Source organism: Rhizobium sp. 01T417 (genome assembly GCF_056398905.1).
In genome coordinates, this window is the sequence record NZ_JBFTQH010000013.1 from 91219 (window position 1) to 114456 (window position 23238).

Consider the following 23238-nt stretch of genomic DNA (forward strand, 5'->3'; position numbering starts at 1 on the left):
GATCAGAACTCTTAAAGCGCGGCGCCGCGCTGCCTTTCCCCGTGACTTTAGCAACGGAGAGAGGCGGAAACGCGGCGCCGCTTTTTTAGTTAGAATGCGCGCTGGAGGCGGAAGAAGCCCGTCGTGACGTCGTCAGCCTTGTCCGAGTCGAAGTAATTGACGGTTGCCTTGGCGTAGAGGTTGTCGACGATCTGATAATCAACTGTGACACCGACCTTCCAGGCGTCGTTGTTGTCGTCGAAGTCGCCCGCGACGATGCCGTAGTTGCCGTAGTACTGAGCGGCCGGGGTGATCTTCAGCTTGTCGGTCGCCTTGATGGCGTACTCAGCCGCGACAACCCATTCGGCGGTCTGATAGTAGGAGTTCGGGCCGCTGGAGTAGATCGCTGCGAGGCCGAGGGTGCCCGGGCCGACGGCAACGGTACCCATGGCGCGAACGGCACCTTCTTCGTTATCTGTGTCGTAGCCGGCCGTGATCTGGTAGCTGAAGATGCCAGCCTTGCCGCCGATGCCGACTGCTACGCCGACGTTGTTCGGGTTTTCACCAGCGCTGAAGTAGCCGTCTTCCAGCTCGTCAACGCTGATGCCAGCGTAGAAGTTTTCAGCTTCGTACTGATAACGGATGGAGTTGTGTAGCGTGACCTTGCTGCCGATGTCGTCCGTTTCGCCCGAGAGACCATCGTCCCACCAGCTGTAGAACAGACCGGCGCGGAAGCCAGCGATGTCGATGTAAGCGGAGTCAAGCAAAGATGCCTGCGACTTAGAGTTGTCGGCATTCGTCTGCAGGACGATAACACCGGTGAGCGGGCCGTATTCGGTGTCGCTCTTGGCGGTGAACTGGACCTGACCACGGGTGTAGGCATCCCAGTCGGAGTCATTCGCAACATAGGTACCGTTGCCAGTGGTTGCGCTGGCATTCGGGCCGGCGTTAACCTGGAAACGGATGTAACCGCTGATCTTCAGGCAGGTTTCGGTGCCCGGGATGTAGAAGTAGCCGCTGCCGTAAGCGTCGCAAACGCGGACGTATTCAACTGGTTCCGGCTCAGCAGCAACGATGGCGTCAGCAGCCTGGGCGCTCGTAAAGGCAGCCAGGGCCGCCGCCGAGCTCATAAGGATCATCTTAATGTTCATTCTCAGTCCAATCTTTTGTCGATTGGGCACAGGTCATCACTGCCGAAACCGGCTCTACCTACCCCAAATTGTTTCGTACAAGCCCTTGCGGGAAACGCGGTACGTCCGCAGCGCCAAATTACATTTCCCGTTAAATGTAGCAATAATAGATACAGTCAAAAATTGGGTTTTGCTGCAAAGCGAAATCGGGGTGTTGCGCAATCGCAACTGTCACTTTCTGCGCAAGAAGAGGGTTGCTAATGCAACCCGTAACAGTTTGGTATTCAAAGGGTTTTTTATATGGATGTCATCCGGATAATATTGTTGCATCGCAGCATTTGCATCGCCCTGCGGCTCATCCTTTTGTCAACGCTGGGCCTGAATCACGATGACGCGCGCGTCGTTTTGGCCACTTCTTTCAGCAGCGCGGCAGCGGTGGGATCGGATGGATCGAGCCTAAGAACACCATCCGTGTTGATCAGGTGTTCCAGCAGGTTTCTCACACCCTCACTGAAATGCCGGCTCGCTTCGGCAGCCTCGTGGCTCGCAAGTGTCGTGGAGCCGATGATCCGCACGCCGAAGACGTTGATGACTTCGTCGGCTCGCGTCAGTGCGCAATTTCCGCCGTTTTCTGCGGCAAGGTCGACAATGACCGTTCCAGGACTCAGCCGCGAAAGCATGTCTTCGTCGAGGAGGAGAGGGGCAGTTTGACCGGGTATCACGGCGTTTGTGGTGATCAATTGCATCTTCGAGAGGGGATCCGAAAGCTCTCGGCGAAGCCGTGCCAGTTGTTGCTCCGGCAATGCGCGGGGAAAGGGCATCGGAGCTAGGGTCGTGCCGAGAAATCTGGCCCCGAGCCGTTCGATCTTGTCCTGCGAATCCTTGGCAAGGCCAAAGCCATGAGTCAGTGCGCCGAGGCGACGGGCGGTCGCCAATGCCTGCAGGCTTGCAGCATCGCCGCCCAAGGCAGCCATTCTCACCGGCCGCACGAAGCTGCCGTCCACCATCAACATTGGGTGCGAAATGCCGAACTGCCTGGCGGCCTCAAGGACGGCGGCGTGGCCGGTGATTGCCGCTTGTCTCGATGAGATGTCGGCGCTCTTGACCCCCTGCACACAGGAGAGGCGGGCGATGTCGAGGTGGAGCGGTCGCGCTCCGCTGGGAAGACGGGTGGCCAGGGGTGCGTGCGAACCAAGGAAAACGAGGGTCGCGGTCGCTGGAAATACCCGCGTGGTTGCCGGCTGCCGCACGCTCACGAATATGTCCGAGGAGGGCACCATATCAGCGAACTCGGCCGGTTCGCCGCCGGCGACGACATAGGCCTCATCAACGTGGCCCGCGCCGACACCGCAACCGCGCTCGAAACGAACCGACACACGCTTGGAAAGCCGCCGCACGTCCTCCGGCGTCAACGCAACGCGACGCTCACCGGGATGTGTTTCCCGAAGCAGCCCGGCGCGGACGCGGATAAAGTTGGACATTGATCGCTCTGGAAGAGGGTAAATCGAAGTGTGCGCGCGAGCGATATAGGCTGTCTCTTCCATAGTTTTATGACAGTTTGGTAATTTTATTCTGGGCAGTGATGTTGATTTTCACATTGTCACAACTGTCGATAAGCCATTCATTTTAAACGATACTATTTACCGCTTGCATGAGCGATGTCGAATAAGATTGCCGGGTGGGCGAGATCAGGTTTTGCCCGGAGGCATTTGGATGTAATGGTCAGTCATAAGGCGCGTGACTGCTGGAGGCATTGGTGAATTTCTATTCGGTTTACGATCAAGGTTTTGTCCGTGTCGCGGCCTGCACCCCGAATTGCGAGATCGGCGATCCCGATTTCAACGCGCAGGCAACGTTGGAACTGGCGCGGCAGGGACACGCCGAAGGTGTTGGCCTCATGGTGTTCCCCGAACTCGGGATTTCCAGCTACGCGATCGACGACCTTTTGGGGCAGGATGCGCTTCTCAGGGGTGTGGATGCTGCAATCGGCGATATCGTCCGGGCAAGTCGCGACCTGACGCCGGTACTTCTTGTCGGCGCGCCGCTGCAGAGTGGCGGTCGGCTCTATAACTGCGCGGTCGCCATTCACGCTGGTCGTATTCTCGGCGTCGTTCCGAAGATGCATCTCCCGAACTATCGCGAATTCTACGAGAAGCGCTGGTTCGCGTCGGGACGAGACGTACGAGGCGAGAGCATTCGTGCCGCCGGCGAGGTGGTGCCATTCGGCACGGATCTCGTCTTCGCCGCCGAGGACATGGATGATTTCATCTTCCATATCGAGATCTGCGAAGACCTCTGGGCTCCGGCGCCGCCGAGCGATTTCGGCGCGTTGGCCGGCGCATTGATTCTCGCAAATCTCTCGGCCAGCAACATAACGGTCGGAAAGGCTGAGACCCGCAAGCTTTTGTGCTCGGCACAATCGGCGCGCAGCTTGTCGGCTTATGTCTATTCGGCGGCCGGCCCCGGCGAATCGACGACGGACCTCGCCTGGGACGGCCAGGCCTGCATCTATGAGCTCGGCAGCCTGCTTGCCGAAACCGACCGCTTCCCAATTTCGTCGCAAATGTGCGTTGCGGACATCGATGTCGAGAGACTGCGGCTGGAGCGGCTGCGAACGGGCACGTTCAATGATGCGGCGATGCTCACTCTTACCGCCGGTCGCGAATTCCGGCGAGTAGGGTTCCAGTTCAAGAAGCCGAAGGGCGACATTGGCCTCAAACGCCATGTTGCGCGCTTCCCCTTCGTGCCGGCTGACGAAAGCCGCCTCGATCTGGATTGCTATGAGACGTTCAACATCCAGGTGCAGGGACTGATGAAGCGGCTGCGCTCGACCGGCATCAAGCGGCTTTGCATTGGCATTTCGGGTGGGCTCGATTCCACCCATGCGCTACTCGTCGCGGCGCGTGCCTTCGACCAGCTCGGCTGGCCGCGCTCGGATATTCTTTGCTTCACCATGCCGGGATTTGCGACGGGCGACGCCACCAAGTCGAACGCCTGGGCCTTGATGCGCAGCATGGGCGTCACGGCGGAGGAGGTCGATATCAGGCCGTTGGCGCTACAGTTGCTAAAGGATCTGAAGCATCCCTTCGCAGGCGGCGAGCCGTTCTACGATACGACCTTCGAAAACGTCCAGGCCGGCCTGCGCACGGACTTCCTGTTCCGCGCGGCAAACCAGCGAAACGCGCTGGTGCTGGGAACCGGAGACCTGTCGGAAATCGGCCTCGGCTGGTCGACCTACGGCGTTGGCGACCAGATGAGCCACTACAACGTCAACGCATCGGTGCCCAAGACCTTGATCCAGCACCTGATCCGCTGGGTGATCCGCTCAGGGGATTTCAACGAGGAAGCCAATGCGACATTGGAAAGCGTTCTTGGCACGCTGATTTCGCCGGAACTGGTGCCTGCCGATGAAAATGGCGTCATGCAGAGCACGGAGGACAAGATCGGCCCATACGATCTGCACGACTTCGCACTCTACTACACGACTCGTTTCGGGCTTCGCCCGTCGAAAATCGCCTTCCTTGCCTACAATGCCTGGCGGGACGCCGAGGTCGGCGTCTGGCCGCCGCATTTCCCCGCCGACAAGCGCCGCAGTTTCGATCTGCCTGTCATCAAGCACTGGATGGAGGTCTTCCTCTTTCGGTTCTTCACGATCAGCCAGTTCAAGCGGTCGGCATCGCCGAACGGCCCGAAGGTGACGTCGGGTGGTTCCCTGTCTCCCCGCGGAGATTGGCGCGCGCCGTCGGACGGCAACGCCCGGATATGGCTCAAGGAATTGAAAGCGAACGTTCCGGATGTAAAGGCGTAGGCAGAGATGCCTTGCAAAAGCCATGCATCGCGCCAGATGTGGCCCAGGAGCACTCTGAGGTAGCGGTAAGAACGTGACAGATGAAGCTTGTCCATCCGAGGATCTTCCCCGTTACGAAATCCGTCAGGAGCCGCGTGGCAGGTGGACGATCGTCGATACCTTGACGTCCTTGCCGGCGGCAACGGACGGAAGGGATTTCGTCGGCCTTAGCAAGAGGGACGCGGAGGACATCGCCCGCGAACTGAACCTCGCCGTTGCCGAAGGACGGGATCCTCTGATCTGATCTCTTGGAACTTGGCGAACGCCGCCGGCGTTTCGTTGCCAGAGGTGCAATGATGACCGCCAATGACAACAGGCCGGACAATCATTCCAGCGATCGGCAAACTGCTTACGAAGCGCAGGAAACGGCGCTGTCCCGAGAAGGGCGCAGCCTGTCCGCCTGGGCGTTGCTGGGCGCTGTCGCCTTCGTGGTTGCCGCGGTCCTCTTGGCGTTCAGCGTTTGGACGGGCGGTGGCACCAGCCCTGCACCGAGAGCACCGGCAGGGGCAAGCAGCCCCAGCACCGCACCGCCGCCGACGCAGAACACGAACTGACCAAGGCCCTCACGTCATCCATTTCCGGTGCTCCGCGAAGCGCTCCGCGAGGAGGTCGATGAACAGGCGAACTTTCGTCGGCAAGTGGTTGCGGTTCGGATAGATGGCATTGATGCTGAACTCGACGGCGCGATAGTCGCGCATGACCCGGACAAATCGTCCGGAGGCGATGTCATCAAACACAACGAAACTTGGTGCCAGGAATATGCCCTGGCCCGTCGTCGTGAGGTGCCGCAGGGTCTCGGCACTGTTGGATACGACGTTGCCGCCAATCTTCACACTCATCTGGGCGCCATCTGCATCTTCGAAGCGCCATTCGTCTCCGTAGGGGTAATACGTATATTGGAGGCAGTTGTGATTTGCCAAATCCGCCGGGACCTGTGGCGCCGGATGGTTCTCAAGGTAGTTCGGCGAGCAGACCAGGATATGGCGCCATGGCGTCAACTTCCTGACAACAAGGCTCGAATCCGGTGGCGGCACCGTGCGGATCACGAGGTCGTAACCTTCCTCGACCATATCGATCATCCTCTCCCCAACACTCAGGTCGAGCGCGATCGAGGGATATAGCTCAAGATACTCGCTGACGACGGGCAGCAGGAAGCGGACGATGGCCGCGCTGGTATAGACCTTGAGCGTGCCGCGCGGTGTCGAGCTCATTGCACCGGCCGTGCTGTCGGCTTCCTCGAGATCGGCAAGTATCTGAGCCGAGCGTTCGTAGTAGTACTTGCCGGTTTCCGTGAGGCTGACCTTGCGCGTGGTGCGGTTGAGCAACCTGACGCCCAGCCTGTCCTCGAGGGACTGCACGTGGTTGCCGACCATCGTCACCGACATGTTGAGACGGCGCGCGGCCGCTGAAAAGCCGCCGCACTCCACCACGCGACCAAAGACTGTGAGGCTCGTCAGCCGATCCATTGCACCCCCTAGATTATCCGCTCTGAGTTGATGATCCTTCCAGATTTAAGCAGATTATCAGATCGCGCGTAACGACGCATTGTCTGTCTCATCGAATTTAGCCTCGCCTGACGAGGCAAACCACTGGAGAAGGACAATGGTCGAATTACCCCGCAAGGAAGCCTTCGAGGCGGCCGGCGAGCCCGAGGTTGCAAGGGTCACCGAAGCCCCGGCTGCACCGGCAGCGGACGTTGCCTCTGCCGTCGAAGCCAAAGGCAAGAAGGGTCGCAAGCTCGTTAAGCGGACGATCTTGGCTGCCGCGTTTCTTGCCGGTGCCGCCTTTGTGGCGGACTACGGCCATCACTATTGGACGGTTGGCCGTTTCATCGAATCCACTGATGATGCCTATGTGAAGGCCGACTATACGACCGTTGCACCGAAGGTCTCGGGCTATGTCGCCGCAGTCCTTGTCGGTGATAACGATGCAGTCAAGGCTGGGCAGGTGCTCGCCAAGATCGACGATCGCGACCATCAGGCCGCATTGTCCCAGGTCAAGGCCGACGTCAAGGCCGCAACTGCAGCCATCACAAATCTCGATGCGCAGATCGAACTGCAGCAGTGGATCATCGGCCAGGCCAGGGCGACGATCGATGCATCACTGGCGACGCTGGATTTTGCTCGCTCCGATGCGGCCCGTTCGCAACGGCTGATCACCAATGGTGCCGGTACGCAGTCGCGGGCGGAACAGAGCCAATCACTTCGCGATCAGGCGCAGGCGGCACTTGAACGGGATCGGGCCGCGCTGGTCGCCGCGGAAAAGAAGGTGCCCGTTCTTCAGACACAGCGCGAGCAGGCTGTCGCGCAGCGTGAGCGCGCCGCCGCCGCCCAGCATCAGGCTGAACTTAACCTTTCCTATACACAGATCATCGCTCCGGTCGACGGCACCGTCGGCGCCCGCACCATTCGAGTCGGACAGTTCGTAACCTCGGGGACGCAGTTGATGGCGGTCGTGCCGCTGCATTCCGTCTATGTCGTCGCCAACTTCAAGGAAACACAGCTCACTCATGTACGCGCCGGGCAGCCTGTCGAGGTCAAGGTGGACAGTTTCCCCGACGTGGAAATCAAGGGCCATGTCGACAGTATTTCACCAGCGAGCGGGCTGGAGTTCTCACTGCTACCCCCTGACAATGCGACCGGCAACTTCACCAAGATCGTCCAGCGCATCCCGGTAAAGATCGTCATCGACGACGAGAAAGTGAGCGGTTTGCTTCGCGCCGGAATGTCCGTCGAGCCTGAGATCGATACCAAAGCGGCCGTCAGGTAGGTGGTACCGGGAAGGATTATCCAGCCTGACTGGATGATCCTTCCCTCCTTTCCCGAATTATCAGCCGAACCTCGTCATGAGATTGTTTCCGCATAGCCGGAAGGAGAGACGTCATGGCTACACTTCAGATCGTCGCCAACAATTCCAGCCCGCGTCCAGTGGACGCTGCGGCTCCGAAGCCCGCAGCTGCGATGAGCGCCTTTCGCATGTGGAGCGCCGTCGTCGGTTCGACGCTCGGCGCGTTCATGGCCGTCCTCAATATCCAGATCGTCAACGCTTCGCTCGCGGATATCCAGGGTGCGATCGGCGCGGGCAAGGACGACGGTGGCTGGATTTCGACCTCCTACCTGATTGCGGAGATCGTGGTCATCCCTCTCAGCGGTTGGCTTGCTCAGGTCTTTTCCGTCCGCAAGTATCTCCTGACCAACGCCATTTTGTTCCTGCTATTTTCCGTCGCCTGTGCTTTCGCGGCGAACCTCCAGCAGATGATCGTGCTGCGCGCCGTTCAGGGCTTTGCGGGCGGCGTGCTGATCCCCATGGCGTTCACCATCATCATCACGCTTCTGCCGAAGCCCAAGCAGCCGATCGGTCTGGCCCTCTTTGCCCTCTCGGCGACCTTTGCTCCTGCCATCGGGCCTACCATCGGCGGATATCTGACCGAGAACTACGGCTGGGAGTTCATCTTCTACGTCAATCTGGTTCCCGGTTTGCTCATGGTGGGAATGCTCTGGGCGTCGCTCGATCGCGCTCCGATGAAACTCGGTCTGCTCGCCAAGGGCGATTGGCCGGGCATCATCACCATGGCAATCGGCCTTGCCGCCCTGCAGACGGTGTTGGAAGAGGGGAACAAGGAGGACTGGTTCGGATCGGATTTCATCGTCCGCCTGTCGATCATCGCTGTCGTGTCGTTGACGCTGTTCCTCATTATCGAGCTGAAGACCGCCCATCCGCTGCTAAACCTCAGGCTCCTCGTCCGTCGCAACTTCGGCTTCGGGATTGTGGCGAACGTCCTGCTTGGGATCGCCCTTTATGGCTCTGCCTTCGTTCTTCCAATCTATCTGTCGCGCATCCAGGGCTACAATTCCGAGCAGATCGGCATGGTCCTCGCCTGGACGGGCATTCCGCAGCTGCTGTTGATCCCGCTGGTGCCCCGCCTGATGAAGCGTTTTGACGTTCGCTTACTGATCGCCTTCGGTTTTGCGCTGTTTGCCGCTTCGAATTTCATGAATGTCTACATGACCGCCGACTATGCGAGTGACCAGCTCTTCTGGCCAAACGTCATCCGCGCCGTCGGGCAGGCGCTTGTCTTCGCGCCGCTCTCGGCCGTCGCAACAGCGGGCATCGAACAGGAAAATGCAGGTTCCGCATCCGCGCTCTTCAACATGATGCGTAACCTCGGAGGCGCCGTCGGCATCGCAAGCCTGCAGACCTTTCTGAGCAAGCGCGAGCAATTCCATTCGAATATCCTGACGAATTCGATCTCGGTCTTCGAAGAAGCCACTCGGGATCGTGTAGCGAAACTGACCGCCTACTTCATGAGTCACGGTGTCAGCGATCAGGCCGTTGCCACCAACAAGGCCGTCGTCGCCATCGCGCTCAAGCTGCGCAAGCAGGCCAACATCATGGCCTTCAGCGACACATTCTTCGTGCTCGGTGCTGCATTGCTCGTCGCACTGCTCGCAACGCTGCTGCTGAAGAAGCCGGGTCATCTGTCCGGGGGCGGCGCTCACTAGCGCCTCACTCCGCCACCAGGGAGAAACGCCATGAACCGCATCCTCCAAATCGAAACCGAGACCCGCCCCTCAAAGACAGATCGCGTAGCAGGCAATACAAACTCGCTGCTGTCGTTGATCGAGTGGCTCTCCGGCGATGAATGCCATGCGCTCGATGAGCCCGGCCTGATCTCCACCCTCGGCCGCCGCCTACTGGCACTCGGACTGCCTATCGATCGCATGACGCTTCATCTCATGACGCTTCATCCGGAACTGATTGGCCGTACGCTTGCCTGGGCTCCGGGCGATCCGGTCGAGATCCACGATCGCGAACACAGCGCGCGCCAGACCTTTGCCAGCAGTCCTTTGCGCAAGGTCATGGACAGCCGCGAGCCGCTGGTTGTCGGGCTGGGTGACAGCATGCACGGCCGCTGGCAGGATATCGATATCTTTGCAGGCCGTGGCCTCGTGCAATTGATGATCGCGCCTCTTTGCAATGCCGACGGGCCGGTGAGCGCGGCTGCCTTCGGGACCCGGCGGCCCGGCGGCTTTACACCTGCCGAAATCCAGGCTCTCGAGCGGATCCTCCCGGCGTTGCGCAACACCTGCGAATTGCGGGTGATGCGTCAAGTCGAACTCAGCCTGCTCGACACCTATATCGGTCCGCTCACAGCGCAGCGCATCCTTGCCGGGCGAGTCCGGCAGGGCGAGATCGAGTCCATTGAGGCGGCTCTTCTGCTTTGCGATCTGCGCGGGTTCACGGAGATATCCAACAGGCTGCCAAGCAACAGCGTGCTCGAGTTGCTCAACGCCTATTTCGACAAGGTCATTCCCGCCATCACGCGCGAAGGCGGCGAAGTTCTGAAATTTATGGGCGATGCCGTCCTTGCGTTCTTTCCTGGCTATGATCCGGCCCGCAGTAGCGCTTCGGCATTGATCGCCGCCAAGGACATTCTGCGTGAGATCGATAAATTCGAGTTCGGCGATATCGCTCTCAACGTCGGGATCGCCCTGCACCATGGCGAAGTCAGCTACGGCAATATCGGATCCGGTCGCCGCCTCGATTTCACGTTGATCGGTCCCGACGTGAATCTGGTCAGCCGCATCCAAACGGCATGCGGAGATCTTCGCGTCCCGCTCCTGATGTCCGATGCATTCCGGTGCGAGGCTCAGGCCGAGGCCGTCTCGGTGGGCTGGCACGCGCTCAAGGGCTTCTCGGAGAAGGTCGAGCTCTTTCGCCTTCCGGAGTCGTTCCCGGGGCGAGCAGAAGGCGAATATAAACTATATAAATAATAGCTATTTGTTGTGTGTTCACGGTTTTGGCGTTATTTGCTGAATAATGGGGATGGAGAGTACGGGGGCGTAAGGCAACAAGAAATGCTGACGAAAAAGGGAAAGTATGGGCTGAAGGCGCTGGTTGACTTGGCGCGGCTTGCGCCGGGGGAAACCGCCTTCATCAATGACGTTGCTTCGCGCAACAACATTCCGAAGAAATTCCTGGATACGATTCTTCTCGAATTGCGAAATGTCGGCATTCTTCGGTCGAAAAAGGGCCCCGGTGGCGGGTACTCGCTGTCGCGTCCGGCGTCTGAAATTCGCATTGGCCACGTCATCCGCACGCTTGACGGGCCTTTGGCGCCTATTCGCTGTGCGAGCCGTACAGCTTACGAAGCCTGCGACGACTGTTCCGATCCCGAAAACTGTCAGGTGCGGCGCTCCATGACTGAGGTCCGCGATGCGATCGCAGACATTCTTGACAATATGACGCTTGAGCAGTTCGTCGCGTCGGGCAGCAAGCTGGACGATGCGGACGAGGAAGTCGCTATCTCGGTTGCCAACTAAGCAGCATCAGCTACCGCCAAAATAATGCTCTGCTGCCGCCCGGTAAAGATCGTCGTCGGCCGCATCATTCGCGCGAATTCGCGCATTTCTCCAATGTCGATCGAGATTCCGGCCGATGCTTGTCGCGCCGGAGCCCGACAGCTCGAACAGTGCGTTGGCGACTTCCAGGGCCGTCCTGCTTGCCATGATCTTGGCAGCTGAAGCGGAGAAGAACGCGAGTTCGACCGCGCCGGTCGATGGGCCGACCTGGGAAAAATCGAGTTTGTTGCCGGCGCTTTCCAGGAGCGCTGCAGTCGCCTGCACGGAAAGGGCAAGCTTGCCGATGCTGGCTGAGAGCGGCGCCTCCCGGAGGTTGGCGAGCGCGGCCCGGGCAATGCCGAGGTCCGTGCCTGCATGGAGTAGGGCGGCCAGCGCCGAACTGGTCGAGTGGCGTTGCCGTTGATTGTCCGTCTCTTCGGCGTTCCCGGTGACACCTTGGGCGACAGCGGTTCCGGCGCCATTCGTCCGTTGCCCGAAACCATCCCAGTCATCGATGATCTGCAGGCCCGCGGCTTCGCGGGGAAGGTAGAAGCGAACCGATTGCCCTTGCGTGTCAGTCGCGTCGACAGCGATCCAATCGGCAAAGAGGATGCCGGGCGCACGCAAGCTCCGGCCGCTTAATTGATAATGGAGGCCGGAGGGAACAGCCGCACCGGCTTCGGGAAAAGCTGCTGCGACGAAATGATCGCCGGCAAGGACGTGAGCGAAGAAGAGTGCCTTTCGCTCTTCATTCTGTTCACTCCGGAGTTCCTCGAGCACCGTGAAATGGCGTTCGAGGCACTCCCCGATGGAAGAATCGCCTTCAGCGATTATGGCAACGATCTCGCCGAGAAGCGCATTGCCGACGTCCAGCCCCTCGTTCTCAGGCGGCACGGTCACGGCCGTCAGTCCCGACTGGAAAAGGGCGTCGAGCTCCGCGCGAGGAAACACCCGGTTGATGTCACGCTCGCTCGCCTGCAGCGCAAAGTCCGCGGCAAGGCGGCGCGCGGTGGCTATCGCCTCTTCCTCGCTTTCGATACGGTGCGCGGCTGGTCTTGTCCGGTCTTGAAACCGCGATACGGTTCCCATCGCTTCTCCTATCAGTTGCGCCTCTAGGATTGCTGGATCGCGGGTGCAATGATAAGGCGCGTTTTTCTACGAATGCACGAGCGATTGAATTTTATTGTCGCTTGATTGCACTAATGCGAAGCGTGCGACGCTTCGCTGTCCGCAATGAGAGGTTCAACATGCCTTCAACAGTCCATGAGCGGCTGAAACTGGATCCCGGCGACATTCCGATCTACGCCATCGGTGACATTCATGGCAGGTACGACCTGCTGCTGAAGGCGGAGCAGGCCATCATTGACGACGCTGCCGTGATCCCGGGGCGCAAGCTTATCATCACGCTCGGTGACTACATTGATCGCGGCCCCTCATCGGCACAGGTGATCTCGCACCTGATGATGCCTCCAGCGGCGAATTTCGACCGCATCTGCCTGACCGGGAACCACGAGACCACGATGCTCGACTATCTCGACGGTCTGGTTTCCTTCTCGGATTGGATGCGGATGGGGTCGGATGCGCTGCTACGCTCCTACGGGCTCGATCCGGAACAACTGCCGCTGGTTTTTCCGAACGCCGCCAAGCTCGTGGGCTACATCAAGCAGTCAATACCGAAGCCGCACATAGATTTCCTGCGATCCCTGCCGATCTTCGTCGACACGCCGAATGTTCTGTTCGTTCATGCCGGCATCGATCCGATGCTGCCGATCGATGCGCAAAGCGACGAGGATCTCGTTTTCATCCGCCATCGCTTTTTCGAGAGCAGCCGGCCGCTGCCGAAAGTGATCGTTCATGGCCATACGCCGAACGATGAGCCCGAGGTCCTGCCGATGAGGCTCAACCTTGATACAGGCGCCTTCCACAGCGGCAGACTTACGGTTGCCAGACTGTGGAGAGGGCGCGTGCATCTCTTCCAGACGTGATCAGGCGCCGGCTTCTGCGGGCTCCTGCTTCCTTGACGTCTCTTCGGTGTAGTAGCTCACATATTTGTGGCGGTAGCGTTCAGTGCCGCCGAAGTTGGTGAACTTGCCGAGTTCCGTCATGTCGGTCTTGTTGAGGATCACACCCAGAATCTTCGACTTGATCTGCGGCTCGGAATTCAGAAGGTCGCGCACGACTGATGTCGGTGTCGAGCCCCATTCGGTCACAAACAGGAAGCCGTCTACCTGCGGAGCAAACGCCTTGGCGTCGATAACAGGGCCGAGCGGTGCAAGGTCGACCACGATGTAGTCGAACATCTTGCGGGCATTTTCCATCAGATTGAACATGCCCTGCGAAGCAAGCAGTTCGCTCGTGTGCATAAGGTGATCGTTCGGCAGAACCGGCAGGATCGCGAGCTTCGTTATCGGATCGATCTTGACGGCACTCGCCCACGGAACCTCACCGAGGACTGCTTCGACAAGACCCTGTTGCGGTGGGTTCCGCAGCATACGGGTCAGGCCCGGATTGCGCAGGTCGGCGTCAATCAGCAGCGTGCGCTTGCCGCTGGAGGCGAGAAGTGCTGCGAAATTGGCCGCCGTGGTCGACTTGCCTTCTCCCGGCATCGCCGAGACGACTCCGATGACGCGGTCCGACTTGCCCAGGAACATGACGTCGCTTGCAAGCTTCGCGTTGCGCAGCGTTTCGGCGAAGACCGAGCGTGGCGCCTCGAGGACGACGCGCATGATGCGTTCGAAGGTTGCATCCGACTCTGCTTCGGCGGCTTCGACCGGCGGATTGGTGCGCGGCCGGAAGATCTTACCCTCCCGCGGCGCCTTGCCGATGAGCGGCAGGTAGCCGAGGAACTTGAGGCCAAGGATCGTCCTGACATCGCCTTCGACACGGAAGAACCGTTCACGGAATTCCTGGAACGCCGTAAGTCCACCCCCGGCCATCAGGCCGAGAACGATGGCGAGGCCAAGCGTCATGGTCTTTTTCGGGCTGGACGGCGATGCCGGCACGCCGGCTTCAGAGATGACGCGAGCCTTGGCGATCGGGAAGGACTGTTGCTGCGAGGCTTCCTCGTATTTGCCGAGGTAGGATTCATAAAGGGTCTTCAGGGCGGTCGCGCGCTGCTCGAGATCGTTGAGTTGGACGAGCGACCTGTCGGCCTCCGAATTCTTGCCAGTCAGGTGTTCGATGTTCTGGCGGAGCGAGGCCTCGCGTACGCGCGCGACTTCGGATTCGTTGTGGTAGCTGGCCGTCAGTTGCTGCAGTTCCTGATAGATCTGGCGGGTCAGGTCCTGCTTTTCGGCACGCAAAGCGACGGCCTGCGGATGGTCTTCCCCGAAGTTGGTTGTAACCTCCTGCTCGCGCTTGTTCACCGCGGCGTAACGCGTGCGCAAATCCTTGATCACGGTATTATCCGCTTGGCCTGACGAGATCGCGGCGTTGTTCACAGCGCTCTCCGGACCAAGGTCGATGATCGATTTGAACTGGCTGTAGCGGGCCGACGCGCTGGCACTGTCTGCCTGGGCGACGATCAGTTGCTTGTTCAGGTCGGCAAGCTGCTGTTCCGACATCAGTTCGCCATTGGCCGACGTGAGGCCGTTGTCGGATTTGAACTTCGCGACATCGAGGGCAGCCTGCTGCGACCGCTCGCGAAGATCCGCAAGGCGCTGCTGCAGCCACACCGAGGCGCTCTCCGTGGCGTCGAAGTTGGCGTTCAGCTGATCGTTCAGGTAGGCGGTGGCGTACGCCTTGGTGATCCGTTGTGCCAGAAGCTTGTCGGTCGAACGGAAGGAAACCGCGAGAACGGAGCTGCGATTGACCCGCGATACCGCCACGGCCTCCTGCAGCAGGGCGGCCGCCTTCTGGCGGCGGCCGTTGCGCGCATCGTCTTCCGTTACCGGCGGACCGCCGGGCGCCAAGGCGCTGACGATCAGCTTCACGCCGGACTTGACTAGCTCAACTGGCGACTTCGAAGGGTCAAGGATTGTCGAATTGTCCTGAAGTTTCTCGGCATCGACGACGCGAAGCGCAAGTTCGTTCGACTTGAGAATTTCGACGGCGCTGGCGATCTGCATGTCGACCTGCTGCGAGCTGGCGGCCGGCGTCGGATCCTGCGCGTATTTCGCGATGTCGTCATCGAGCAGGATCTGCGTCATCGACGTATATTGCGGGGTCGCAAGGAGCAGAAAGATGACGGCGAGCGTCACGGTTGCGGCAACGCAGAGCGCGATTGATCCGGCGCGCCGGATCAGGATGGCAATCAGGCGATCGATGTCGATGAAAGAATCGGAATCGTCGGCCGCTTTGGGCAGAGTGCTGTGCAAGGTCAGGTTCCGTTGGTTCATGGCTCTATCCTTTGCGGGAGCGGGTCACGCCATCGATGGCTGTAAGGTCGGTCCGAGGGCTTACCAAGTGGCGAAGCGGCGCGAGTGCGCGATTGATCCGAATGGCGATTGGCATCCTCAGATGGGCCAACGCCGACGGATTGCTCCAGGCCGTCTTGATCGCTCCGGAGATCGACCGGTCTTTGATGTTCTGTACGAGGATGAGGAATGCGCGGCCCCGGCGGAGGCTTTGTTCGCGAAACTCCTGTGCGGCCGCCGCCTCCGCATCCAGCGTGTGATCTCGAAGGAAGGCCTTATCACCCTCGATCATGGCATCGATGTGATGAAGGGCAAGAACGCGTGAAATCGATCCCTCACGAATCTGATAGTCGTAGCCAGGGATTGGCTCGATCACGCAACGCCCACCAAGCGCCATGGCCGAGGCGAGAAACAGATAGTCCTCACCGACCTTGAGGGCTTCGTTGAAGCGAAGTCCATGCTGTTCGATAAAGGCGCGCTGAAAGATCGGCTTGAGATAACCAAAGTTATGCGTTGTCTGAAAAAGGGCATTCGATCGTATGAATATCGGAAGCGTCAGCTCAGGTGTCTCGGCCAACGACTGCTGGATAAACATCGTCTCCGGCGGCGTGCCGTCGGCGCGAATGACACGGAGATTGTCGACGGCAATCTGGGCACCGGCATTCTCTGCGCGCTTGATCATGCGCTGCAAACGCTGCGGCTCGACCGTGTCGTCGGAGTCGAGCACTGCAAGCCACCGGCCGGTTGCAGCCGACAACGCGGCATTGCGCGCTGCCGCCGGCCCACCATTGCGCCCAAGCGCCAGGAGCTTCACGCCCCTGTTCGCGTAACTTTGCGCAATGGTTCTCGTCTCGTCCGTTGAGCAGTCATCGGCGACGATCACCTCAACCGACACGCCCTCTTGTGCAAGGGCGCTGTCGATCGCCTTGGCGAGTGTCTCCTCGGCATTGTAGGCAGCGACGATGAAGCTGACGTCGGGCTGGGTTTGCGTCATGCAGCCTCCGCCGTTCCATACTGACGAATCTCACGAACGCCGAGCAGGCCACTCACCACGCCGGTATGCATGAGGCCGCGAAGGGCGTAGCGATACCGCAGAACCGGAGAAAAGACGCAGGCAAGCGCCGCGCCGTAGCAGAAGGCCGCCTTGGCTGCCGCCAGGCCGATCTGCTTTAGCCGCTGCGGGCCAGCGTTCTTTTCCTGGAGCAGCCGCCCATGCGTCTGGCCGAAGCGGAAGCGGCGCTTGGCAAGCCAGGACAGGCCAGCGCGGCTTTCGGTCACCGGTTCATAAACATAGGCCTCGGGTGCAAAGGCAATCCCGCCGCCATCGGCATGCATGTGGCTGAAGAACTCCGTGTCCTCGCCGCCGGTGCGCCCAAGTGCAAGGTTGAAGCGGCGCCCGACCACATGGGGCGAATCGAGGCGAAGAAGGACGTTGCAGGTGTAACCGGTGCGGATTTCACCGCAGACCCATACGGGCAGGGTCGAGTGGAAGTCGCCCTCGCGCATCCAGTTCGGCGCCGTGGACGAGTAGACGCTGCGGACGGGGCCAAGCACCGCATCCGCCTTGGTCTTCCTGGCAACGGCAAGCAATTCCACCAGCCATTCCTCGCTGGCATCCTCATCATCGTCGATGAAGGCAAGGAAATCGCCCGTCGCATTTTCCAGGCATGCATTGCGGGCAATCGAAATGTTCGATGCCGGGCAGTGCACATAGGCAATTTCATGCGGAATGGTCGGACGAAGCGCATCGACCCGTTCCTTGGCGCTCGGAACCTTGTCGTTGTCGGCGACGATGATCCGCAGCGTTGCTCCATCGGGCACCGCGAGGACCGCAAGCGAAAGCAGCGCTTGGTCAAGCGAAGCGCGGCGGTAAGTGCAAATGCCGATATCGATCTGCAGGGGGGGCATGTCGTTCATGAAGAGACCTTTCTGCCGCGGAAGCTCAGAAGCTCCATCCAGAAACCGGCAGACCAGGCGAAGTGCATCACCATTGCCGAAACAGCGGCAAGCGGGCCGTATGGATTCTTGTGGCCGATGGCCATCCAGAAGCCGTAGCCGACGCATGCGACGGCCCAGAGGCTGAATGGGATAACGGCCGCCCAGTTCAGAACGGCAAGAAATGCGCCGATAAAGACCGGAACGACGAGAAGCGGGAGCATCTGCCGAAGATTGGGCATGCTGCCATGCTTCAGGATGTTCTTCGCGCGACCTCTGCCATAGCCAAGATATTGGCGGAACAAAGTCGAAATGGTCGAGCGCGGATAGTAGGTCATTCGCGTCTTGTCGGTCATCCAGATGCCGAAGCCCGCCTGCTTCAGGCGGTAGTCGAGCTCCGCATCCTCGTTGTGGCTGAAGGTTTCATCGTAGCCGCCGACCGCGTCGAAGGCCGCGATGCGCATCAGCGCGTGATGGCCGTGATTGGTCCAATGCCCCTTGGCGCCCTCGCGATGCTTGGAACCGCCATTCCCGAGTTTGGAATTCTGAGCAAAGGCAGTTGCCTTCTGGAAGACGCCGAAGCCGACCGTTTCCATGGCGACCACGACGGAGTCCGCCTGGGTGAGCACGGCCTCCTGAACGAGGCGTCGGCAGTAATCGGCGGGGTAATCGCCGTGTGCGTCGATCCGGATCAGGTAGTCGTAGTCACGGCCGAAGGTCTGAACCGCGAGATTGACCGCCGCACTCTGGATCCGTCGGGGATTGTGCAAGAGCACGATCCGCGGATCGGCAGCGCTGATGCGAGCGACGATGTCGCGTGTCGCATCCGTGCTGCCGCCGTCGGCGACGACGATCCGGGCATCCATGTGATCGATTTCGAGGCTCAATTTGGCGAGCAACGCCTCGATATGCTTCTCTTCGTTCAGGCAGGGAATGATGATGAGACTGGAGACGCTGGCACCGACATCAGGCTTCATGGTTGTCCACCCTTCTGGAGACACGCTTGTTGGAATGATTGCGCCGGCACCGCCCCTCTCTGCGGTTGCCGGGACAAGGCGGGAAAGGCTTGCGACGAGGGCCGCGCAATCGCTGCGGTCGGCAAGCCAGATCTTGCGATCCTTGGCGGCGACGGCCTCGCTCAATGCGCGGTGCCGCTCGCCTGTCATGGTTTCGAACAACTCTGCGAGCTGCGAAACGTTGGCTTCGGAAAGCTCTAGGCCGATGTCGCGTGACTGGAGGAAGCGCGCGGTCTCCGTGCCTTCGAGGGCAATCGGCACGGCGCCATACAGGCATCCCTCATAGAGCCGGTTCGGCAGGAGCCAGCTCGAATTGAGGCCGTCCTCGAAGAAATCGATCGCCCAGGAGAAATGGACGTCGTCGTAGATCGCCCGCAAATCCTCGGGATTGCGATAGGGGCCTTCGAAACGAAGATAGGGCTCGTCGCGCACGAAGGCATCGAAATCCTCGAACTCCGAGTAGGCGGGGCGACCACGCAGAACGATCTCGACCTTGCCTTCCATGCGGCGCGAGAATTCGGCAAGAAGGCCGAGCGACTTGCGGCAGCGAAGCGCACCGAACCAGCCGATCTTCCACGGCTCGCCCGGTTGCTTCAGGGGACGGCCAAATGCCGGCTCGATAGCGGCTTCGTCAAGGGCGATGACCTTGTTCTCGATCAGAAGCATCTCGGCTTTGACGCCGGAGCGAGGATTGAAATAGTTCTCGATGAAAGCCGGAGAGCTGGTCAGAATGAGCTTGGCATTCCTGCCGAAATGCGCCTCTGCGCGGCGGATCGCCTTGCCGACCACGTCGTCGCGCAGCAGAAGGCGATGGATATCCAGGCATTCGTAGACAACGGGAACGCTGCCACCGAAAAGCGTGTTGGCTTTGTGCGCGACGGCCAGTGCCTCCAGATTGCGGCCGATGATGAGATCGGGCTTCTCTACGTTCTTCAACAGAGCCTTGAGGCCGGTCATCGCCTTTGCGACGGCGCTCATGCGCTGCGCAAATTTGGCATCGGCCGTGCGTCCAAGCTCGATCGGCGTGACGCCATGCACTTCCGCAAGCCGGTTCTCGCCGCGGCGGAAACCGGCAAGCACGACCTCGGCGCCGCCCTCGCGCAGCATCAGCACCCGCCGTCTGACGGCCGGATCTGCCAGGTCGTGCACGAGGTAGAGCACTTTGAGCATCGACGTTCCTTTTGCTGTATGGGCTTGGCCCGCGCTGGTCAGTTGAGCGTGCATGCGATCGATTCAGGGAACTGGCACTTGTCGCCGAGCGCGGTGAAGGCCACGCGGTCAACGCTGAGAGTGGTTGGCTTCGTGTAGTTGAAGCGCCCCATCCAGTTCGAAAGTGTGTCGGAACCCCATAGGCTGAAGAAGATCTTCTGCGGGTTGGACGGTATCTTCGACGGATCAGTAACGTCCTGAACAAGCTTGCCGTTCAGGTAGTAACGCAGTCGATCCTTTTCCCAGATAAAGGCATAGTCATTGAAGCCCTCATCGGCTTTGTTGCCAACCGGAACGAGTTTCTCGTTGCCACCCTTGGCCTGCACATACTGGTTCACCTGCACCTCGCCGGTGTTCTTGCCCAGCACTTCGAAGTCGATCTCATCGTGCTTCTGCTTGTCGGCTGGACCGATATAGGTGAAGAAAGYGGAGTTCAGCCCCGAGCCTGTTCCAGCCTTGATGCGGGCTTCGTAGGTGCCGTAGCTGTAACGCTTGGTCGTCTGGATCTCACCACACAAGTAGTTGCGGTCGTTCGATTTTCCGTCGGCGAACGAAAGCTGAAGGGCGCCGTCCTCGGCCTTCGCGTTGTTCTTCGACCAGGTGCAATTCTGGTGGGCGCCGTTGTTCCAGCCGTCAGAAACGTACCAGAAGCCATGGTTGATCTTTTCGAAATCGTCGACGAAGGACTTTCCGGATGCCTGCTGTGCTGAAGCCGGCAGCGCTGAAGCGCAGGCTGCCGTAATGGCGATCAGGCCGAGGCAAAGTTTTCGCGCATGGGCGATTTGGGTCGTCATGTGTCACCTTTGCTGTGTAGCAAGTTCGGGGGAGACGTCGTGCGGCGACGTCGGTTTTGCGGACCGTTTGGTTCTGCCACCCGTCAGGATTGCGTAGAGCCGCGGAAAATTCTTCCGGCAGAGCCCGTTCGAGAACGTGAGAAACGGAAACAGCAGCGCGAAAGACAGAACGAAGAAGAGCGGGTAGAAGCTCAGGTCCGACTTGCCCCATAGGATCCAGAAAAAGACGAGTAGCGGATAGTGGGCGCAGAAGATCCAGAAGCTCAGGCTTCCCGTTTTCGCGAGCCGTTGGCCGAGTTGCGTCTTGATCAGCGGCGCCGATAGCAGCCAGAAGCCAAGAGCGCCGACGATTGCTAGCGCGTTGCGAAACAATTGCACCCAGTCCGGCAAGGACGGGCCCGTGAAGAAGATCGCCGTTGCGAGGAGCGCCGAGGCGGCGAGCAAGAGAAAGACGCCAACCGGCGCAAAGCGATCGAGAGCCTTCAAGTCGAACTGCTGCAGGGCAATGAAGATGCCGAGACTGAAGCTGAAGAGGATCGAGCGCTTGAGAACGATGTAGATCGACAGCTCCGGAATCAGCGCGATCACCAGCAAGGCGGTCAACGTCAAAATCGGCGCACGGCTGATCAGCCACGCGAGGATCGGTGAAAGCAGGATGCAGACGAAGAGATCGCGGAGGAAGTAGAGCGGCACATTGTCAGGAAAATTCTCCACTGCCAGCACTTGCGTCATGAGATCGCGGCCGGACGCGTTCAGCGGATCAGGCAGATAGCCGTCACCGATGCCGACACTGGTCGCCAGAATGATCGCTGCAATGAACGCGCAGTTCCAGAGCAGGAATGGCAGGAACACCGTCTGCACTTTCGTGCGCACGGTTTTCCTGTAGCTGAAGTTTTCCTGTCCGCCGCGAAACAGCAGATAGCCCGAGATCGCGCTCAGGCAGGGAACGCCGACGCGAAAGAGCGCCTCCGTCAGGAAAACCCGAATCCAGTCAAATGCGCCGTAGGTCCCGTCGTAGGGACTGCTGGCGGCATCGAACGGTATGTGAACAAACACAATGCCCGAAATGAGCACGATGCGCATCAGATTGATCCGCGACGATACATTCGCATCAACATTCACGTTATCAGTCACCCCTTTTGGGCCGCACCTCCCCTTGCGACCGTTTTCAATCAGAGCAGACTCGAGCCCGCGCCGAGAAAGCTACGGCGGATTCCCGGAAGAAAATATGGCACTGCAGCAAAAAGTGATCGGCGGTCCCACTTCGTAACAGTCGTTCTGTCCTGGCTCAGTATGGGAAAACGCCTACGCAGGGGTCTGCCGAATCGAGCTCAACGTCAACGTGAGCAGTGCATTTCATAACATGATGATATTCATCAATTTCTGGGTTCTTTATGCGCCGCGGGGCCTGAAAGTTTTTGTTGACTAGTGAACGATTGTTACAACGCGAGGCTGACGAATTGCTCCGATCGTGGCCGAATTGCGGCTTGGGACTGAACGGCCGTTTCGTTCCGATACAGTTTGGGACGACCCGCTCAGATCACCCGCTTTGACAAACTTCGGCCGAAATGAACGTCATCATTTTGCAGTGCAGCAGACTTGCTGCACTTTCATTCACCCCTAGATGCGTCAGGGGCGGAAAACATCACTTCGCGTATCTCAAGGAGAGCGTATGGCGACCTTCACGATCATCATCCCCTTCTACCAACGTCAGGACGGCATTCTCAGCCGCGCCCTGGCGTCGGTCTTCTCGCAAAGCTTCAAGGATGTTGATGTCATCGTCGTCGACGACCAGTCGCCACGCTCTCCGGATGCGGACCTAGCGTCGCTGTCGGAGGAGGATAGGGCGCGTGTCACGGTGATCGCCCAGCCGAATGCCGGACCGGGCGGTGCCCGGAACACGGGACTCGATCATGTGCCGGAGGCGACGCGATATGTTGCCTTTCTCGACTCCGACGATGTCTGGACGCCCGATCATTTGGCCAATGCAGCCAAGGCGATGGAGGCTTTCGGTGGCGACTGCTACTGGGCGTCCATCGAAGGGGGCGAGGAGTTCGACTACCATTTTGGTATCGCCGCTCTCGAGAAAGAGGAGGGGGCGCGGCGTCTCCTGAGCAAGCCGCTAATCCTCGACGTGCCTGACCTCGCGGGCGTCATGCTGAAGAACTGGGCGTTCCTGCACATGTCCTGCATGGTCATCGGCCAGCCGCTGTTCGAGAAGGTTCGTTTCGACGCGGCCCTGCGCTTGGCGGCCGAGGACGTTCTGTTCTTTTGCGATTGCATCATCGCCGCGAAACAGGTGCTGCTCTGCGGCGAGCCTGGGGCGCTGCGCGGCGAGGGCATCAACATCTTCCACGGTGTCGACAACGCCTCGCCGGAGTTTCTCAAGCAGCAGTTCATCACCTGGATGGCGCTCGACCAGCTGGAGAGCCGCTTCTCTCGCCGACCGCGGGAGGTGGAGACGATCAAGGAGCACAAGAACACCGCCCGAAAGCAGGCGATCTGGAGCCAGATCGGCCTTCTGCGTCGCCGCAAGAAGCCGGATTTCCGGCTGCTCGCACGCTGGGCGGCACGCGATCCCCGATTGCTTCAGAGCGCGCTGCAGCTGGCGGCGGCCAAGTTTTCCAGATAG

Annotated in this window: 19 protein-coding genes and 1 pseudogene; 9 read left to right on the top strand and 11 right to left on the bottom strand. The window is 59.8% G+C overall.

The window, feature by feature from the left end; translation table 11 throughout:
* Nucleotides 1–89: 89 nt before the first annotated feature.
* Both AC1DPR_RS15245 and AC1DPR_RS15250 read right to left on the bottom strand, forming a co-directional pair.
* Nucleotides 90–1130 (bottom strand): porin, encoded by a 1041-nt coding sequence (locus tag AC1DPR_RS15245; protein WP_018857319.1) that lies wholly within the window; start codon nt 1128–1130, stop codon nt 90–92.
* A gap of 362 nt (nt 1131–1492) precedes the next feature.
* Nucleotides 1493–2590, bottom strand: a complete 1098-nt coding sequence (locus AC1DPR_RS15250) for a Rossmann-fold NAD(P)-binding domain-containing protein (RefSeq protein WP_477816612.1) — start codon at nt 2588–2590, stop codon at nt 1493–1495.
* 275 nt (nt 2591–2865) lie between these two features.
* On the opposite strand from AC1DPR_RS15250, the gene AC1DPR_RS15255 reads away from it, so the two are divergent.
* The 3 genes from AC1DPR_RS15255 (at nt 2866) to AC1DPR_RS15265 (ending at nt 5510) form a co-directional block, all read left to right on the top strand.
* The gene (locus AC1DPR_RS15255) at nt 2866–4917 is read left to right on the top strand and encodes an NAD(+) synthase (RefSeq protein WP_018857321.1); all 2052 of its coding nucleotides are present in this window, start codon (nt 2866–2868) and stop codon (nt 4915–4917) included.
* A gap of 73 nt (nt 4918–4990) precedes the next feature.
* The gene (locus AC1DPR_RS15260; RefSeq protein ID WP_018857322.1) at nt 4991–5200 is read left to right on the top strand and encodes a hypothetical protein; all 210 of its coding nucleotides are present in this window, start codon (nt 4991–4993) and stop codon (nt 5198–5200) included.
* A gap of 52 nt (nt 5201–5252) precedes the next feature.
* Nucleotides 5253–5510, top strand: coding sequence for a hypothetical protein (locus AC1DPR_RS15265; RefSeq protein WP_245267954.1), 258 nt, complete (start codon nt 5253–5255; stop codon nt 5508–5510).
* Between the two features lie 9 nt (nt 5511–5519).
* Here AC1DPR_RS15265 and AC1DPR_RS15270 read toward each other — a convergent pair whose 3' ends face one another.
* Nucleotides 5520–6422: a LysR family transcriptional regulator gene (locus AC1DPR_RS15270; protein ID WP_025660030.1), complete on the bottom strand. Its 903-nt coding sequence runs from the start codon at nt 6420–6422 to the stop codon at nt 5520–5522.
* Nucleotides 6423–6558: 136 nt separating this feature from the next.
* Between AC1DPR_RS15270 and AC1DPR_RS15275 the strand changes: the two genes are divergently transcribed.
* The 4 genes from AC1DPR_RS15275 (at nt 6559) to AC1DPR_RS15290 (ending at nt 11279) form a co-directional block, all read left to right on the top strand.
* Nucleotides 6559–7725: an HlyD family secretion protein gene (locus AC1DPR_RS15275; protein WP_477816613.1), complete on the top strand. Its 1167-nt coding sequence runs from the start codon at nt 6559–6561 to the stop codon at nt 7723–7725.
* 113 nt (nt 7726–7838) lie between these two features.
* The gene (locus tag AC1DPR_RS15280; RefSeq protein ID WP_018857326.1) at nt 7839–9458 is read left to right on the top strand and encodes an MDR family MFS transporter; all 1620 of its coding nucleotides are present in this window, start codon (nt 7839–7841) and stop codon (nt 9456–9458) included.
* A gap of 30 nt (nt 9459–9488) precedes the next feature.
* Nucleotides 9489–10730: an adenylate/guanylate cyclase domain-containing protein gene (locus tag AC1DPR_RS15285; protein WP_018117229.1), complete on the top strand. Its 1242-nt coding sequence runs from the start codon at nt 9489–9491 to the stop codon at nt 10728–10730.
* 84 nt (nt 10731–10814) lie between these two features.
* Nucleotides 10815–11279, top strand: a complete 465-nt coding sequence (locus tag AC1DPR_RS15290; RefSeq protein WP_018117230.1) for an RrF2 family transcriptional regulator — start codon at nt 10815–10817, stop codon at nt 11277–11279.
* A gap of 6 nt (nt 11280–11285) precedes the next feature.
* Here the strand turns inward: AC1DPR_RS15290 and AC1DPR_RS15295 are convergent, their stop codons facing one another.
* The gene (locus AC1DPR_RS15295) at nt 11286–12386 is read right to left on the bottom strand and encodes a monooxygenase (RefSeq protein WP_018857327.1); all 1101 of its coding nucleotides are present in this window, start codon (nt 12384–12386) and stop codon (nt 11286–11288) included.
* A 158-nt stretch (nt 12387–12544) separates the two neighbouring features.
* Here AC1DPR_RS15295 and AC1DPR_RS15300 point away from each other — a divergent pair, with 158 nt between their 5' ends.
* Nucleotides 12545–13282, top strand: coding sequence for a metallophosphoesterase (locus tag AC1DPR_RS15300; protein ID WP_018857328.1), 738 nt, complete (start codon nt 12545–12547; stop codon nt 13280–13282).
* Here the strand turns inward: AC1DPR_RS15300 and AC1DPR_RS15305 are convergent, their stop codons facing one another.
* From AC1DPR_RS15305 to AC1DPR_RS15335, 7 genes and pseudogenes are all read right to left on the bottom strand, one after another.
* Nucleotides 13283–15634, bottom strand: coding sequence for a polysaccharide biosynthesis tyrosine autokinase (locus tag AC1DPR_RS15305; RefSeq protein WP_113471281.1), 2352 nt, complete (start codon nt 15632–15634; stop codon nt 13283–13285).
* Nucleotides 15635–15638: 4 nt separating this feature from the next.
* Entirely contained in the window at nt 15639–16646 is a 1008-nt protein-coding gene (locus AC1DPR_RS15310; RefSeq protein WP_113471282.1) for a glycosyltransferase family 2 protein, read from the bottom strand.
* The gene (locus AC1DPR_RS15315; RefSeq protein WP_113471283.1) at nt 16643–17569 is read right to left on the bottom strand and encodes a glycosyltransferase; all 927 of its coding nucleotides are present in this window, start codon (nt 17567–17569) and stop codon (nt 16643–16645) included. The genes AC1DPR_RS15310 and AC1DPR_RS15315 overlap by 4 nt, the downstream gene beginning before the upstream one ends.
* The gene (locus tag AC1DPR_RS15320) at nt 17566–18564 is read right to left on the bottom strand and encodes a glycosyltransferase family 2 protein (RefSeq protein WP_026371804.1); all 999 of its coding nucleotides are present in this window, start codon (nt 18562–18564) and stop codon (nt 17566–17568) included. The genes AC1DPR_RS15315 and AC1DPR_RS15320 overlap by 4 nt, the downstream gene beginning before the upstream one ends.
* 60 nt (nt 18565–18624) lie before the next feature.
* Nucleotides 18625–19773, bottom strand: a pseudogene (locus AC1DPR_RS15325) (glycosyltransferase family protein); the annotation flags it as partial.
* 38 nt (nt 19774–19811) lie between these two features.
* Nucleotides 19812–20606, bottom strand: a complete 795-nt coding sequence (exoK, locus tag AC1DPR_RS15330; protein ID WP_477816614.1) for an endo-1,3-1,4-beta-glycanase ExoK — start codon at nt 20604–20606, stop codon at nt 19812–19814.
* A 3-nt stretch (nt 20607–20609) separates the two neighbouring features.
* The gene (locus AC1DPR_RS15335) at nt 20610–21689 is read right to left on the bottom strand and encodes an acyltransferase family protein (protein ID WP_210258301.1); all 1080 of its coding nucleotides are present in this window, start codon (nt 21687–21689) and stop codon (nt 20610–20612) included.
* A gap of 589 nt (nt 21690–22278) precedes the next feature.
* On the opposite strand from AC1DPR_RS15335, the gene AC1DPR_RS15340 reads away from it, so the two are divergent.
* Entirely contained in the window at nt 22279–23238 is a 960-nt protein-coding gene (locus AC1DPR_RS15340; RefSeq protein ID WP_113471286.1) for a glycosyltransferase family 2 protein, read from the top strand.